The organism is Prevotella sp. AM23-5 (assembly GCF_003473645.1).
GTDB lineage: Bacteria > Bacteroidota > Bacteroidia > Bacteroidales > Bacteroidaceae > Prevotella > Prevotella copri_A.
Window position 1 is genome coordinate 1 of sequence record NZ_QUCG01000014.1, and the last position, 16,836, is coordinate 16,836.

Annotated in this window: 11 protein-coding genes; 9 read left to right on the forward strand and 2 right to left on the reverse strand. The window is 46.5% G+C overall.

The window, feature by feature from the left end; all coding sequences use genetic code 11:
• The first annotated feature begins 116 nt into the window (after positions 1–116).
• The 5 genes from DW657_RS17670 to DW657_RS05245 all read left to right on the forward strand — a co-directional run bounded on the left by DW657_RS17670 (position 117) and on the right by DW657_RS05245 (position 8,331).
• A complete protein-coding gene (locus tag DW657_RS17670; protein WP_158577317.1) occupies positions 117–269 on the forward strand; it encodes a hypothetical protein in 153 nt (50 codons plus the stop codon).
• A gap of 288 nt (positions 270–557) precedes the next feature.
• Positions 558–3,695: a TonB-dependent receptor gene (locus DW657_RS05230; RefSeq protein WP_233546615.1), complete on the forward strand. Its 3,138-nt coding sequence runs from the start codon at positions 558–560 to the stop codon at positions 3,693–3,695.
• Between the two features lie 6 nt (positions 3,696–3,701).
• Positions 3,702–5,636, forward strand: coding sequence for a RagB/SusD family nutrient uptake outer membrane protein (locus DW657_RS05235; protein ID WP_118311672.1), 1,935 nt, complete (start codon positions 3,702–3,704; stop codon positions 5,634–5,636).
• 59 nt (positions 5,637–5,695) lie between these two features.
• Positions 5,696–6,160, forward strand: coding sequence for a hypothetical protein (locus DW657_RS05240; protein WP_118311673.1), 465 nt, complete (start codon positions 5,696–5,698; stop codon positions 6,158–6,160).
• 137 nt (positions 6,161–6,297) lie between these two features.
• On the forward strand, positions 6,298–8,331 hold the full coding sequence (locus DW657_RS05245; RefSeq protein ID WP_118311674.1) for a hypothetical protein: 2,034 nt from the start codon (positions 6,298–6,300) through the stop codon (positions 8,329–8,331).
• 545 nt (positions 8,332–8,876) lie between these two features.
• Here the strand turns inward: DW657_RS05245 and lepB are convergent.
• Together lepB and DW657_RS05255 are read right to left on the reverse strand one after the other, a co-directional pair.
• Entirely contained in the window at positions 8,877–9,776 is a 900-nt protein-coding gene (gene lepB / locus DW657_RS05250) for a signal peptidase I (protein WP_118311675.1), read from the reverse strand.
• 106 nt (positions 9,777–9,882) lie between these two features.
• Positions 9,883–10,743 carry an OmpA family protein gene (locus DW657_RS05255; RefSeq protein ID WP_089545200.1) on the reverse strand — a complete coding sequence of 287 codons (861 nt, stop codon included), beginning with the start codon at positions 10,741–10,743 and terminating at the stop codon, positions 9,883–9,885.
• A gap of 346 nt (positions 10,744–11,089) precedes the next feature.
• Between DW657_RS05255 and purL the strand changes: the two genes are divergently transcribed.
• From purL to DW657_RS05275, 4 genes are all read left to right on the forward strand, one after another.
• Entirely contained in the window at positions 11,090–14,815 is a 3,726-nt protein-coding gene (purL, locus tag DW657_RS05260; protein WP_118311676.1) for a phosphoribosylformylglycinamidine synthase, read from the forward strand.
• Between the two features lie 72 nt (positions 14,816–14,887).
• Positions 14,888–15,427, forward strand: a complete 540-nt coding sequence (locus DW657_RS05265) for a chromate transporter (RefSeq protein ID WP_118311677.1) — start codon at positions 14,888–14,890, stop codon at positions 15,425–15,427.
• A gap of 88 nt (positions 15,428–15,515) precedes the next feature.
• A complete protein-coding gene (locus DW657_RS05270) occupies positions 15,516–16,088 on the forward strand; it encodes a chromate transporter (RefSeq protein ID WP_118311678.1) in 573 nt (190 codons plus the stop codon).
• A gap of 28 nt (positions 16,089–16,116) precedes the next feature.
• Positions 16,117–16,830, forward strand: a complete 714-nt coding sequence (locus DW657_RS05275; protein WP_118311679.1) for an outer membrane beta-barrel protein — start codon at positions 16,117–16,119, stop codon at positions 16,828–16,830.
• Positions 16,831–16,836 lie beyond the last annotated feature (6 nt).

Here is a 16,836-nt window from a genome sequence, read left to right on the forward strand (position 1 = left end):
TTCCGCTCCATTTGGGAAAAATCCCAAGGGTGTATGGGAAAAGGCGTGGGAAAATCGGACGGATTTCTTCAGTTTTACGGGAAAACATTTGGTGATAATGATGGAAAAACGTAAATTTGCAGACTGATTACGGAACTTCGTTTCGCAAACTATTCACGACCATCGATTCCCGTCTCCGCTTTACGGCAGATAATCTGAGCGATTACTCCCGCTACTTCAATGAGTACGATTATACCGAATCAGCTGATGAGGGAATTGCGGGAAGTTAAGGGGAATGATAACTTCACTTAACTTCCCCACATTATATATAAATAAGGATAAAGAGGGGCGAAAAAGCAAATTTTATATGTTTTTTCGCCCCATTTGCATTTATTAACTTTTTTTTCAGACAACTTATTAAAATTTATCGTAAATTTGCAACCAGTTATTAAAATACAATAAGCTAAGCAATAAGAATCATTAGATAGAAATATATATATATAGTCAGACTATTATATAATTAAGAATCTGATTATCTCTATAAAACTACATAATATAACAATTAAAACCAAACAATTATGAGCAAAAAAAGTCAGTTTGGCATGACCCTATTACTATCTACGATTATAGTAGGTGGCGCCAATGCGAGTACTGTTTCCACCTCAAACACATTTGGTGCAACTCTCATTGCACAGCAAGGTGCTGTTTGTAAGGGTGTGGTAAAGGATGCTACAGGAGAACCAATTATTGGTGCTTCTGTATCAGTGAAAGGTACTAAGAATGCTGCTGTTACCGATCTTGACGGTAATTTTACCCTCTTAAATGTAAACAAGGGTACAACAATCGAAATTACCTATATTGGTTACATCACACGTGAAATCAAGTGGGCAGGTAAAGACCTCGATGTGATTCTTTCTGAGGATACTCAGGGCCTCGACGAGGTTGTGGTTGTAGGTTATGGTAGCTCTAAGAAGCGCGACCTGATTGCTTCCGTATCAACCGTAAAGGCAGAAGAAATGTCAAACATCCCTGTTACCAACATCGCACAGGGTCTGGCTGGTCGTTCTCCTGGTTTGATCGTACAGGCAAACGGTGGTGGTGTCAACGCTACTCCATCTATCAGTATCCGTGGTGGTGGTACTCCTTTGTACGTCATCGACGGTGTAGTTCGTGGTGAGGTTGACTTCCGTAACCTTTCTCCAGACGATATTGAGTCTATGTCTATCCTGAAGGATGCTTCTGCTACAGCTGTTTACGGTTCCCGTGCTTCTAACGGTATCGTACAGGTTGTTACCAAGAGTGGTAAGGCAGGTAGAATCAGCATCGATTACGACTTCAATATGTCTTTCTCTCAGCCAAGCAACTGGCCAAAGCAGATGCACTCTTACGAGCGTGCTGAGTGGGCCAACATTGCCAAGAACAACGACCTTTTGAATGGTGCAAAGAATGATGTGTTCACAGCAGATGCCATCCAGAAAATGCGTGATGGCTCAGATCCATTGAACTTTGGTGATACCGACTGGAGAGATCTCGTTCTCAGAGATTGGGCTCCTCAGACCAAGCACACCGTACGCTTGACTGGCGGTTCTGAGACCAACCAGTTCTATGTATCTTTGGGACATATTGACCAGAACTCTCTTTACCGTAGCGATAATCACTGGATGAAGCGTACTACATTCCGTCTCGCTGAGAACACCAAGATTAAGCCTATCGGCTTGCAGGTAAATGTTGCCCTCGACGGATATCGCCAGGAGGATACACATCCATACACTTCTACATCTAGCAGCTATTACAATGTGTTCTCACACATCAAGAACAAGTCTCCATTGAATCCGGGTGTCAACAAGTATGGTCTTCCATATAATGTTACCGATAACCCTGTAGCAGAAACAGCTAGTGATGCAGGTTACAACCGCGGTATTACCAACGTAATCAACGGTAAGGGCGAGTTGATCTGGAACTGCCTCTGGGTAGATGGCTTGAGAGTTCGTCTGGCTAGCAACTACCGCTACTATGGCACTTCTACCAAGCAGTGGAGAAAAGATGCCGCTCAGTATGACTGGGATTCTGATGTTCCACAGTACTTGGGTAAGCCACAGCTCTATCACAACTCCAGCACAGGTTATTCTTATACCAACCAGGCATTCGTAGAATATGCACAGCAGTTTGGCAAGCACAGCGTTTCTGCTCTCGGCGGTTTTGAGCAGTATTACGAGAAGGGCGAGTCTTACAGCGCTCAGCGAGTAAACTACGACTTCCCTATCGACCAGATGGGCGTAGGTCCTGCTAATGATATGACCAATGGTGGTAGCGAGGCTGAGTTGGGTCGTGCTGCATGGATTGGACAGGCTAAGTATAACTACGACAACAAGTATTATGTAGAGGGTAGCATCCGTTACGACGGTTCCGACGCCTTTGCTCCAGGTCACCGTTGGGGTGCCTTCTTCAGTGGTGCTTTAGGTTGGGTAGTTTCAAGTGAGAAGTTCATGCAGCCTCTCGTAGAGAAGAACATCATCAACTCTTTGAAGCTCCGTGCTTCTTATGGTGAGACAGGTCTCGACAGCAGTGCAGGCCGCTTTGGTTATCTCACATCATACAACCTGAACAACCAGGCTTACGTAATCAAGAATAAGTATGTGCCAGGATTCTCAGAGGGTAGTCTTCCTTCTCCAGACCTTACATGGTACACCACACGCCAGACAGATATCGGTTTCGACTTTGCGTCGTTGAACAACCGACTCTATGGTTCGCTTGATTACTTCTACTACTCTACCAAGGGTTATCTGACTACTCCAACAGGTGTAAGCTATCTGAATACCGCTATCGGTATCGGCTTGCCACGAGTTAAGTCAGACAGTGAGTATCGCCGTGCAGGTTGGGAGTTCGTGTTGGGTTGGCGCAGCAACATTGGTGCGTTGAAATACGATATTTCAGCTAACCTCACCTATTTTGATGCTCTCTGGGCACTTAATAGAGACGAGTCTGAGAGTTCTTACATGAACCCATATACTCGTACCCAGCAGCAGAAGGGTTACTACGGTACCATGTTGAAGAACCTGGGCTACTATGTGGATGCAAATGATGTTCTCAACAACCCAGGTGTAAACAGTGCTCTGAATTCAGGCTATCTGACAGCCGGTGACATCAAGTATGCCGACATGAACGGTAACGGTATGATAGACAATGGTGATATGCGCCGTCTGGGTAAGAGCCACACTCCTCGCGGACAGTATGGTATCAATATGAACTTCCAGTATAAGGGATTCTATCTGAGCATGCTCTTCCAGGGTTCTACCGCATTCGACATGTACCTCTCTGGTGTAACAACCATGCAGACAGGTCAGGCTGGTCAGTTGCCAGTAGCTTACAAATATCAGGAAGACAGCTGGACTCCAAGCAATACCAACGCCAAGTATCCACGTCTGATGGCAAATACTGGTTTGAATGCCAACAACAACTATCAGAGCAGCGACTTCTGGCTGGTAAATGGTGCTTATCTGCGTATGAAGGACTTCCAGTTCGGTTACGACTTCAAGCACGTATTGCTTCGCGGTGTAAGCTGGTTGACCCGTGCCAAGGTAGGTATCTCTGGTCAGAACATCTTCACCATTTCTCAGGCAACCAAATATGGTCTCGACCCTGAGAACTCTTCAACCGAAGGATATGGCTATCCTGTAGAGCGAGTACTTGCATTAACTGTAAACTTAGGATTTTAATTAGTTATGATAAAGAATATTATTAAAATAGGAATGTTCGGCGTTCTGGCATTGACCGCCGCTTCCTGCCAAGATACAATGGATACTCATCCAACAACGACATTCGACGAGGCTACGGTTTGGGGCTCAAAGGCTACAGCCAATGCTTTTGTGAATGCCACATACGACAATGTAATCAACATGTTCACAGGAAGTTCTTCCTGTGTAGGATGGGAATCCCGCACTCCAAACGGAGTAAGATGCTCTCAGGTAGGTGAGGGTATTGATGGCATAGCCACAGAGCTTGGCATCGACAGAACTTCTGACTTCGGTATCAGCCGCTTCGGCTTGCTCCGTCGCTGCAATATGATTATTGAGAAAGCTCAGGCTTCTACCATGACAGAAGGCGAAAAGGCTGAAATCATAGCCAAGGGCCGCTTCCTTCGTGGTCTCGTATTCTACGACCTGACCCGCAAGATGGGACGCTTCGTTCCTATCACTTCTGTGATCCAGGCCGACCAGGAAGAAAAGGCAAGAGTACCTATGACTTCCAGCGTAGAGGAAAGCTACAAGCTGGTAGTAGAGGATTTGGAGGCTGCCATCCCTAACATGCCAGTTGAGGCACAGCCAGGTGAGCCTACCAAGTATGCAGCCGAGTTGCTGTTGAGCCGTGCCTGCCTCCAGGCATACGCCTACACCAAGAAGGCTGAATACCTTGACAAGGTGATTACCTATGCTTCGGATGTTACCCAGAACTGTTCACTTTCAGACAATTACGGTGGTCTGTTCAACGAGACTGACGAAACCAATGCTGAAATTCTCTGGGGTTACTACCGTTTGAAGGCTAACACCAAGATTGGTAATTATGAGGAGCTGATCCGCACCTATCCTAACATCTCACAGGATGACTGCATCAACTCTAAGAGTCCTATTCACTTCAAGAATCCTAACGGACGCACCTATGAAGGCTGGGCAATCTACTTCCCAACACAGGACTTGGTTGACCAGTATCTCGTAACTGATGAGAAGACAGGTGAAGCACTTCCTTGGAACGAGACTTCTCAGTACAAGGAGAATGTTGAGTCTATCGATCCAAACACTGTTACAACAGAAGGTCAGCTCGACGCTTACGAGCAGGAGAACGGTAATGCACGCCGCATGCCTACTCCTCAGGACTTCCAGCAGCTTAACGCTGCTTATCCTACCAACCTGCATTACGGCAAGTTGAAGGCAGGCTCAACACGCAACATTTCTGAACTGATGTACAGCGGACGTGATGCTCGTTTCGCATCATCTATCGTTTATGATGGCTGTTCATGGATTGGTGAGACAGTAGAGACAAACCTTGGCGGTAACTGCTCTATGGGTGTACGTGATAAGGAAGACGGTGGCTGGTACAACACTACAACCGGTTACTACTGGCGCAAGTCTAACATCGAGAATCCAGAGCCACGTGCATACTTCGACTGTCTGGTACAGCTCCACTACGTGATGTGCCGCACCGGCGAGGCTTACATGAACCTTGCAGAGGCTTATCTGCTGAAGCACGATGTAACTAATGCAGTAAAGGCTCTCAACGCCACACGAGTTAAGCACGGTAAGATTGCTCCTTCAACAGCTACAACAGAGGAAGCTGCATGGGCAGACTACATCCGTGAGCGCCGTGTAGAAATGGCTAACGAGAATGGTGATATCTACTTCAGCTATCTCCGCTGGGGTAAGTATGGTGGCTATGCTAACCATGGACGTGAGGCAGGCGACATCATCTACGATCTCGACCGCCCTGTATATAAGATGGAAATCTCTCGCGACCGCAGCCAGCTTCTCGTCAACCAGCTTACATTGCTCGGTAGTGCACAGCGCCAGTTTACCACCAAGCGTTATCTGTTCCCAATCGCTCAGTCATTCCTTGACAAGCGCGAGGCATACGATCTCGATCACCAGCAGAACGAGGGTTGGTAATCTGCAAGCAGAAGCAGATATAAATTCATATTTATAAATCATAAATAAACGTTGAAAATATGAAATTCATTAAAATCATACTTGCCATGCTCGTCATGGCACTCAGTTTCAGTTCTTGTCTTGAGAGCGATCTCAAAGACCTTCCAACTTTCGATGGCAATGACATCACAGCAGGATATGCTTGGTATCGTTACATTGGAGAAGACAAGATTAATGCCAGCGGACAGCCTCAGGTTATCCAGAAGCAATTGCAGAAAACAGCAGAGGCTATTGATAACAAGGCTGCTACCTGCAACCTGACATTTGCAGTTCCATCCAACTTCTCTGAAAAGGAGAAGAATAATGTGAATCTCAACAACATCGTTGTTGCAGTACAGATTTCATCAGCTGCGGTAATGACTCCTGTTGAGGGATCTCCAGCATTGGGTACTCCAGCCGACTGGACTACTCCACACAAGTATGCTGTAAAGGCTGCCAATGGAGAGACCAAGGTATGGACCATTACATGTACATTAACAAAATAATTTAAGTCACGCAAGGGGGGACACCATTAGCGGATGGTGTTCCCCTTTTTTAAAAGGAGCTTCAACTTACTATTGATATGAACAAAAACAATTTATTAAAGCTGGCACTTACTCTTATAATGCCATTAACTCTGTGTATGGGAAGTTGGGCACAAGCTGTCATCTTTCCCCAGAAAAAGCAACCGGGTGTAGCTAAAATTACCCAGAAGTCAAACAGCTATCAGCTGGCCAACAAAGTATTGAAAGCCTCTTTCATCAACACAGGTGGCAAGCTCTACTTCAACGGCTGTTCTGAGCTGGGACTGCAGCCTAGCACAGAGTTGTTTAAGGTTCTCTTGGGAGACGGCAAAACCATTACCGCATCCGAGATGAAACTGGAAGATGTAAAGATGGTAACCCTGGCAGAGAATCCATCTGCAGCAACTGCATCTCTCCGCTATGCGGGCAAGGCTCTGGAAGCTCGTTTTACATACGAAGAACTTTCTATCGTTTGGCGCGCTGTATTGAGAAACGGCTCGCACTACCTGCGCACAGAAATGGATATCCAGGCTGCCAAAGATTTACCTATGAAGGGTATCGTGGCAATGAACTACCTGGTAGCCAAGAACAGTGCCTATACCGCTCCAGAAGTGGTGGGTAATACCCGTGGTGCCATCCTGGCAAGCAATCATATCTTTGCTGGTCTGGAAACTCCAATGGGTCTGAATTCCAGCAAGGATGAAGGCAATGCTACCCACATAGAAGGCTTATGGAGAAGAAACACCACTTTAAAAGCTGGCAAAACATGGAACATCAGTTCTGTTGTGGGCTTGGTTGCGCCTAACCAGTTGCGCCGCTCTTTCCTGGCTTACAGCGAGCGTGAAAGAGCTGTGGCTTGGAGACCTTATCCGGTCTATATCTCATGGTATGAGTTGAACATCGACCGCAACAACGCACAAGCTCCTTCTTATAAAGGCAATATGACCGTAGAACAGTGTGCCGACGTGGTAAGTCACTGGAAGACACACTTCTATGATAAATATCAGATGGCTCCAAAGGCCTTCGTATGGGATGATGGTTGGGACCAGTATGGAACCTGGACCTTCAATCCTAACTTCCCTAACGGATTCGACGAACCAGCCAACGAGGCCAAGAAGATGGGCACAGGTATCGGTGCCTGGCTGGGTCCTGTGGGCGGCTATGGTCAGTCTGGCGAATATCGCCGTGCTTACTGGCGTTCCAAGGGAGGTATGCAGCTGAGCAATGAGGATTACTACAACTTCTTCATCCGTTGCTGCACCAACATGATCGACCGTTACGACTTCCGCTTCTTCAAGTTTGATGGTATCAGTGCCCAGGCTTCAGCCATCGGTCCTGACGAAGGAACAAGAGGCGAAGAGAATGCCGAGGCCATCATCAGCATCGAGCGTGCCGTACGCCAGAAGCGTCCAGACATCTTCCTCAATACCACCGTAGGAACCTGGGCTTCTCCATTCTGGTTCCACTTCACAGATGCAGTATGGCGTCAGGAAGGTGATTACGGTGAGGCAGGTGACCAGGGCACAGACCGTGAGCGCTGGATTACCTATCGCGACCGTCTGGTTTATCAGAACTTCATACAGAGATCTCCTGTTTGTCCTATCAACACATTGATGACTCACGGATTCATCCTGAGCCGTTGGGGTGCCGTTTCCAAGAACATGGATTACGATGGAATCGTTCGTGAGATGCGCTGTGCCTTTGCCTGTGGTTCTGGTATGGTTGAGCTGTACAACGACTACAAGCTGATGGACGAAATCAAGGACAATCAGGGCAACGCCGGAGCGTTGTGGAAAGACCTGGCAGAGTGCATCAAGTGGCAGCAGGAACAGGCTGATGTATTGCCTGATGCTCACTGGGTTGGTGGCAATCCTTGGGATGGCAAGAAGGCAAATGTATATGGCTGGGCTGCATGGAACGGCAAGAAGAGTGTGCTTACCTTGCGTAACCCTTCAGCCAGTGCACAGACCTTCACCACAACCCTGAGAGAAGCCTTGGATATTCCTGCCTATGTTCGTGGAAAGATTACCTTAACTCATGCCTTTAACCAGGCAGAGTTGGATGGAATGCCAATCAATAAGGCTATCGACATTGATACTCCTTTGGTATTGAATCTTCCAGGCTCATCCGTATTTATCTATAATGGTCGTTAATGATTTGCAAAATCGAACGCTTTAATATTTCATCTGGTTTTTGCGAAGGAAATCAGTTAGATGGTTTTCCATCTCCAATTGATAAGTTGCCATTCAATAATAACCGGATTCAGAAACCAGAATGTACGGAATAACTATTTATAAATAATGAATTATAGACTAGGCTTATTGTAAGATTAGGTTTATAGGATTTAGTGTTAAATTTGGTTCATTTATTGACTTACACTATTCAAATAATGAAAACTAATCGTATGCCCTTTTGCTGCGAAGCAAGAGGGCATATCTTTTTTAATGGAATACAAGCTGCACGCCCAGAAAAGTGTAAGCAAGATTAAGCAGCACGCCCTGAAGAGCGTGTGGGGCTTACTTGCGAAACTTGAATAAGAATTTGCCAAGTAGGCAGCTTATCTATAACAAGACCATAGAAAGTGTTTGATAACAATAAAAACTCTATCTAACTCTTTACTACAATTTTTACACCTATGAGATTTGGCAATCCCAATTGTAATCAATATGAATAAGTGAGTTTTTTCAAACTCACTTATTCACTTTACGCAACGCAGAAAGCGTCTCCAATCGTACTTACCAGTTACTCTAGCTTTTGAATACTCTATACGCTTTACAATACCAATAATATAGATGTCTGGAACCAAGCCCCAATAACGAGAATCATGAGAATCTACTACATTATCACCACCGGCAAAATAATAATCATGAAGGAACGTGTGGCGAGACAGAAGTTTGTGTTTGACAAAAACTTTATTTTTCTCCCAATCAATTGTGATTTTACCCTTCAATTCCCACTCTAAAATTGTCAGATAAAGTACAGCCTCTTTGGGGGTAATCGTTATGACATCCCCTTTACGGGGAATATACAAAGGCCCGAAATTTTTAATCGTCCACTTCGGCAAATGTTCATCGTACGGCATCGCACACATTACTTCAGGAGAGATCAATGTATCTGGCATCTCACGCAAAACAGTTTGATTCTCTCTGCAGCCCAAGACACCCCTATCATTATTATTGCGATAATAACCATTGCGAATGCTCACAGAATCACCAGGCAAGCCGATGCAGCGCTTGCAATACACATAATTGATAACAAACGTAATATGATGATTAATGACTGGTTTATTAAACACAAAGACATCATTACGTCTCAAATCCCCCATACCTTTCATTCTAAAGCACTGTAATTCAACCCCTTGTTTGTCAAAATGGAAATTTCGATAGATTCTTGCACCAAAACAAAGTTTATCTGCTATTATCTTGTCACCTGGTTGCAAGGTTGGCATCATAGAATTACTAGGAACAACAAAAGTATCAAACCAGAAGATACGCACCAGCCACTTACCGACCCATAACAATATCATGAGTAAGGAGCAAATTAGCACCAGTTTAATTATGTTTAGAACTTGTTTTTGATTACAAGAAATATTTTTCATTTTACCGTTTATTAAGGAGACAATACTAAAAAGAAGACCTCTCCATCGTTCAATTTCTAATGAACGAAGGAGAGGTCACTTCTTTTATATCACTTTCAGAATTTCATTACTTCTGAGAATCCTCTGGAGCCTTGTCGATCAAGTCCATAAACTGGTCGAGCTTAGGAGTGATGATGATCTGTGTACGACGGTTACGCATCTTGCCCACCTCAGTATCATTGGTAGTTACAGGATTGTACTCACCACGACCACCAGCAGTCATACGCTTAGGACTAACACCGAAGTTGTCCTGGAGATACTGAACTACAGAAGAAGCACGGAGAGCAGAGAGGTCCCAGTTGTTGCGGATGTTCTTCATCTTGGCACTGGTAGTGCTTACAGGCACGTTATCGGTGTTACCCTCAATGAGTACATCGTAATCCTTGTAGTCCTGGATGATCTTTGCAATCTTGCTCAAAGTTTCCTTGGCACGGCTGTTTACCTCGTAGCTACCGCTCTGATAGAGCATGTTGTCAGCCAGAGAGATGTAAACCACACCCTTCATCACCTGAACGTCAACCTCCTTCATCTCCTCACGGCTGAGCGAACGGGTCAGGTTGTTGGTAAGAACCATGTTGAGCGAATCGCTCTTGCTCTTCACCTCTACCAGATGACGGATATACTGGTTGCTCTCATTAATCTGGTCAACGAGCTTCTCAATGCTGATGTTGTTCTGATTGGCATTGGTCAAACTCTTGTCCAGCGAGTTCTGCAACTTGGCATAATCCTTCTTGGTACTGCTCAACTGCTCCTGCGCAGCAGCAAGGCTAGCCTCAGCAGCAGCCAACTTCTCCTTGGTTGCCTGATAATTGGCAGTCAATTCTCTATTTTCAGATTGACAATTCTGGAGATCCTTCTTACTAGCACAGCTAGTAGCCATCAGGGCTACAGCCATCATTGCCATTACAAAAATTTTAGTCTGTTTCATATTTGCTTTCGATTTTTAAATTTTCTGTTATTGTTTTTTAATCACTATGTTATTATATAGACGGCAGTTACGCCCTCCATATAAAACGCTTTAGGCGTCTCTTTCTGGGTGCAAAGTTACTGATAAGACTCCAATAAACCTTATTTGTCTAATCCATTTATAAAATTTTAACCACTAAATCACTATTTATCACCTTTTTAACTAAAAAAAGAAAATAAATGCGTATTCTTTGCGGAGAAATCAGAATTTTGTATTACCTTTGCAGTCGGAAAGCAAAAGCATATATAATATGTAGGCTTTTGTCAAGGTAGAATTAATACATTAACAATATAAAAAGAGAAATAGTATGATTCTTTTTTTCAGAACTCCATCTAAGAGTGTGATTGCGACCGAGATTGACCACAAACCATCTCAGGACGAAATCAATGAACTTTGTTGGCTTTATGGTGACGCAACTTTAGAGGACGCCCAGCAGTTGCAGGGCTTCTATGTTGGCCCACGCCGTGAAATGATTACTCCTTGGAGTACGAATGCCGTTGAGATAACTCAGAACATGAGTCTTAACGGCATTTCGCGTATCGAGGAGTACTTCCCTGTAGATAGCGAAGACGCTGAGCACGACCCTATGCTCCAGCGTATGTACAACGGTATCGGACAGGATGTATTCACCGTGAACCACGAGCCAGAACCTATCAAGTACGTCGATGACCTCGAAAAGTACAACGAGGAAGAGGGTCTTGCCCTCAGCGAGGACGAAATGGCTTATCTCCACAAGCTGGAGAAGGAAAACGGACGTCCTCTCACCGACAGCGAAATCTTCGGTTTCGCACAGATTAACTCAGAGCACTGCCGCCACAAGATCTTCGGCGGCCAGTTTATCATCGACGGCAAGGAGATGGAGTCTTCTCTTTTCAGCATGATCAAGAAGACCACCAACGAGAACCCTAACAAGATTCTCTCTGCCTATAAGGATAACGTGGCTTTCTCTCAGGGTCCTGTTATCGAGCAGTTTGCTCCTGCCGACCAGACTACCAGCGATTTCTTCCAGGTGAAGGATATCGAGAGTGTCATCTCGCTGAAGGCTGAGACCCACAACTTCCCTACTACCGTAGAGCCTTTCAATGGTGCTGCTACCGGTACAGGTGGTGAGATCCGCGACCGTATGGGTGGTGGTGTAGGTTCATGGCCTATCGCAGGTACAGCCTGCTACATGACTGCTTATCCTCGCTTGAAGGATGACAACGGCAAGAGCGATGCTGAGCGCGACTGGGAAGACATCATGCCAGTGCGTAAGTGGCTCTATCAGACTCCAGAGCAGATTCTGATCAAGGCTTCCAACGGTGCATCAGACTTCGGTAACAAGTTTGGTCAGCCTCTCATCACCGGTTCTGTGCTTACTTTCGAGCACGAGGAGAACGGCGAGAAATATGCATACGATAAGGTAATCATGCTTGCTGGTGGTGTAGGCTACGGCAAGAAGCGTGACTATAAGAAGGGTGAGCCCCAGAAGGGCAACAAGGTTGTCGTAGTAGGTGGTGACAACTATCGCATCGGTCTTGGTGGTGGTTCTGTTTCTTCTGTAGATACAGGCCGTTACAGCAACGGTATCGAGTTGAATGCTATTCAGCGTGCCAACCCTGAGATGCAGAAGCGTGCCTACAACCTGGTTCGTGCACTCGTTGAGAACGATGAGAACCCAGTAGTCAGCATCCACGACCACGGTTCAGCCGGTCACTTGAACTGTCTCTCTGAGTTGGTAGAAGAGTGCGGTGGCGAAATCGACATATCTAAGTTGCCTATCGGCGACAAGACTTTGAGCGCCAAGGAAATCATCGCCAACGAGAGCCAGGAGCGTATGGGCTTGCTCATCGACGAGAAGTATATCAGCGAGGTTCAGAAGATTGCCGACCGTGAGCGTGCTCCAATGTACGTGGTTGGTGAGACTACTGGCGATGCTCACTTCAGCTTCAAGCAGGCTGATGGTGTGAAGCCATTCGACCTCGATGTAGCTCAGATGTTCGGTCATACTCCTAAGACTGTAATGGTAGATGAGACCGTAGAGCGTAAATATGAAGATGTAACTTATTCTGCAGATAACCTCGACGAGTACTTGCAGCGTGTTCTCCAGATGGAGGCTGTGGCTTGTAAGGACTGGTTGACCAACAAGGTGGACCGTTCGGTAACAGGTAAGATTGCCCGTCAGCAGGGACAGGGTCAGATTCAGTTGCCACTTTCTGACTGTGGTGTCGTAGCACTCGACTACCGTGGCGAGAAGGGTATCGTAACTGCAATGGGTCATGCACCTCAGGCAGGCCTTGCCGATCCTAAGGCAGGTTCTGTACTCTCTGTAGCAGAGTCATTGACCAATATCGTATGGGCTCCATTGGCAGATGGCATGGACAGCATCAGCCTCTCTGCTAACTGGATGTGGCCTTGCCGCAGTCAGAAGGGTGAGGATGCCCGTCTGTATGAGGGTGTGAAGGCATTGTCAGACTTCTGCTGCGCCATCCACGTAAACGTACCAACAGGTAAGGACTCCCTCTCATTGACCCAGCAGTATCCTAACGGCGAGAAGATCATCGCTCCTGGTACTGTTATCGTCAGTGCCGGCGGTGAGGTTTCAGATATCAAGAAGGTGGTTAGCCCAGTTCTCGTCAACGACAAGAACTCTAGCCTCTATCATATCGACTTCAGCTTCGACGAGCAGCGCCTCGGTGGTTCAGCCTTCGCACAGAGCCTGGGCAAGGTGGGCAGCGATGTTCCTACCGTCAAGAACCCAGAGTACTTCGTTGACTGCTTCAACGCCGTACAGGAGCTCATCAACCGCGGTTGGGTAATGGCTGGTCACGATATCAGTGCCGGTGGTTTGATTACAACTCTCCTCGAAATGACATTCGCCAACGTAGAGGGTGGTATGAAGATCAACCTCCACGACATCGCAGATGCCGACATCATCAAGACTCTCTTCGCCGAGAATCCAGGTGTTGTCATCCAGGTAAGCGATGCTCACAAGGATGAGTTGAAGGCATTCTTCGATGAGAACGGTATCGGTTATGCCAAGATTGGTTATCCAGCTCCTGAACTCCGCAAGATTATCATCAAGAAGGAAGGCTTCGAGCACGAGTTCGATATCGATGCATTGCGTGACGACTGGTATAAGACATCTTACCTCCTCGACCGCAAGCAGAGCATGAACGGTATGGCCAAGAAGCGTTACACCAACTATAAGAAGCAGCCTATCGAGATGAACTTCGGTTACGGCTTCAAGGGAACTCTCGCTAGCTACAGTCTCGACGCTAACCGTCGCAAGCCATCTGGCATCAAGGCAGCTATCATCCGTGAGAAGGGTACCAATGGTGAGCGTGAGATGGCATACTCTATGTATCTCGCAGGCTTCGATGTAAAGGATGTGATGATGACCGACTTGATTTCTGGTCGTGAGACTTTGGAGGATGTAAACTTCATCGTATTCTGCGGTGGTTTCTCTAACTCCGACGTTCTCGGTTCTGCCAAGGGTTGGGCTGGTGCATTCCTCTACAATCCTAAGGCTAAGGAGGCACTCGATAAGTTCTATGCCCGTGAGGACACCCTTTCACTCGGTATCTGCAACGGTTGCCAGCTGATGGTTGAGTTGAACCTCATCAATCCTGAGCACAAGCATCGTTCACACCTCTGCCACAACACATCCAAGAAGTTCGAGAGTACATTCCTCGGTTTGACAATTCCTCAGAACGACAGTGTGATGTTCGGTAGCTTGAGCGGTGATAAGCTCGGTATCTGGGTAGCTCACGGCGAGGGCCGTTTCTACTTGCCAGAGCCAGAGGATCACTACAACATCATTGCGAAGTACAACTACGCTGAGTATCCAGGTAATCCTAACGGCAGTGACTATAACGTAGCAGGTATCTGCTCTGCAGATGGTCGCCACTTGGCTATGATGCCACACTTGGAGCGTGCCATCTTCCCATGGCAGAACGCCTGGTATCCAGCTGATCGCCGCAACGACGAGGTAACTCCTTGGATTGAGGCATTTGTCAATGCACGTCAGTGGATTGAAGAAAGAGTAAAGTAATAGTTAAAAGTTAATAGTTTATAATTGAAAGCAAGATTGCTGTAAACTATAAACTATAAATTATAAACTATAATGAAGTACAGTTCATTATTTAAGACATTCATGAAGATTGGCATAGTCACCTTTGGTGGTGGCTATGCCATGATTCCTATTATAGAATCCGAAGTCGTTGACAAGCATCATTGGATGACGAAGGAGGAATTCTTGGATGCCATCGCTACCACCCAGGTTTGTCCGGGAGCCTTGGCCATCAACATGAGTTCCCTGCTCGGATATAAGTTGGCAAAGATACCGGGAGCCATCGTCTGCACCCTCGGCGCTTCGTTGCCATCATTCCTTATTATCCTGGCGATAGCCATGTTTTTCCATCAGTTTGAAGACAACAAGGTGGTGGCTGCCATGTTTGCAGGCATCCGTCCTGCCGTCGTGGCATTGATTGCCGTACCAACATTCTCTCTAGCCAAGAGTGCCAGGATTTCGCTCGTCAACTGCTGGATTCCTATTCTCTCCGCCCTCCTGATATGGCTGGTAGGTGTCAACCCCATCTGGGTGATTATTGCCGCTGGCGTGGGAGGCTACATCTATGGACAATTCATTCAACCAACGGAGTAAGACTAGTTAAAAGTTTATAGTTAATAGTTTATAGGGGCTACGCCTAATATATAGGAATGCCCTATCAACTTTACACATTATTATATATATGATATTCCTTCAGCTTTTCATCGTATTTCTTCAGATAGGCATTTTCGGATTCGGAGGTGGCTATTCCATGATATCCCTGATTCAGGGACAGGTGGTAACGCAGTATCATTGGATGACGATGAAAGAGTTCACTGATGTCGTTGCCATCTCGCAGATGACACCAGGACCTATCGGCATCAACGCTGCTACCTATTGCGGCTATACTGCTGTGCACAATGCAGGCATGGGCGGCATGATGGCCATACTCGGAAGTGCCGTGGCAACCTTTGCCCTGGTTCTCCCCTCTTTGATTTTGATGATTCTTATCAGCAGAATGCTGTACAAGTATATGAAAACCTCAGCCGTTCAGAGCATCTTCATCGGTCTCCGTCCTGCCATCGTCGGCTTGGTGGGAGCCGCAGCCCTGCTCCTGATGAATGGCGAGAACTTCTCTACGCCAGCCAATCCCTGGCATTTCTATATCTCCATCGCCCTCTTCTTTGCCACCTTTATCGGCGTGAAGGTGATGAAGATCAATCCCATCCGCATGATACTCTATGCGGCATTTGCGGGATTGGTGCTATTATATTAAAGCTTTTTCATTTTAATCCTTGCTATTTATGAGAAAGGTATATTTTGCCATAGCCCTTGGCTTCTGCAGCCAGGGCATTCAGGCTCAGCAAACCTCCTACCAATGGAAGGTGGAGGCAGAAGCAGGCGTCAGTTGCAGCGTGCTCGATACGGATGTATCGGGCCTGTCCACCACTACCTATAAGGTGAGACCGGGAGTGGCGGCTGGTATCGGGGCGGAATATCTGGCAGTTGACAACCTGGCTGTGGGAACCGGCATCCGATTCGTACAGCGCGACTACCTGTACCAGAATCTGGGCGGTGACTCCTGGAACACCCGATACAACAACAATTTCATCAGCATCCCACTCAACGTGGGATATTATCTGATTCATAATCCCTACCACGAAAAGGGATTGTGGATCAAGCCACAGGTGGGCGTATATTACGAGTACTTCACCTCCATGCACACCAAGGGCATCTATCCGATGAACATCATGCAAGGATACAAGGGCGACGGAACCTACATCAAGTATAACACCACCTACGATTTCAAGAAGAACGAGAACCATCTGCGCCGCAGCCTCTTTGGAGGAGAAGCCGGCATCAAAGTGGGGTATTCCTTCGGAAAGATAGACGGTTCCATCGGGTATAACTTTCAATACGGTTTCTCGCATATCTACGAGGAGAAAGCCCGTACCAGCAAGACTGCCCGCCGCAACTCCAGCGTCATCACCGCAGGCATTGCCTACAAACTGTTCTAGCCCCAT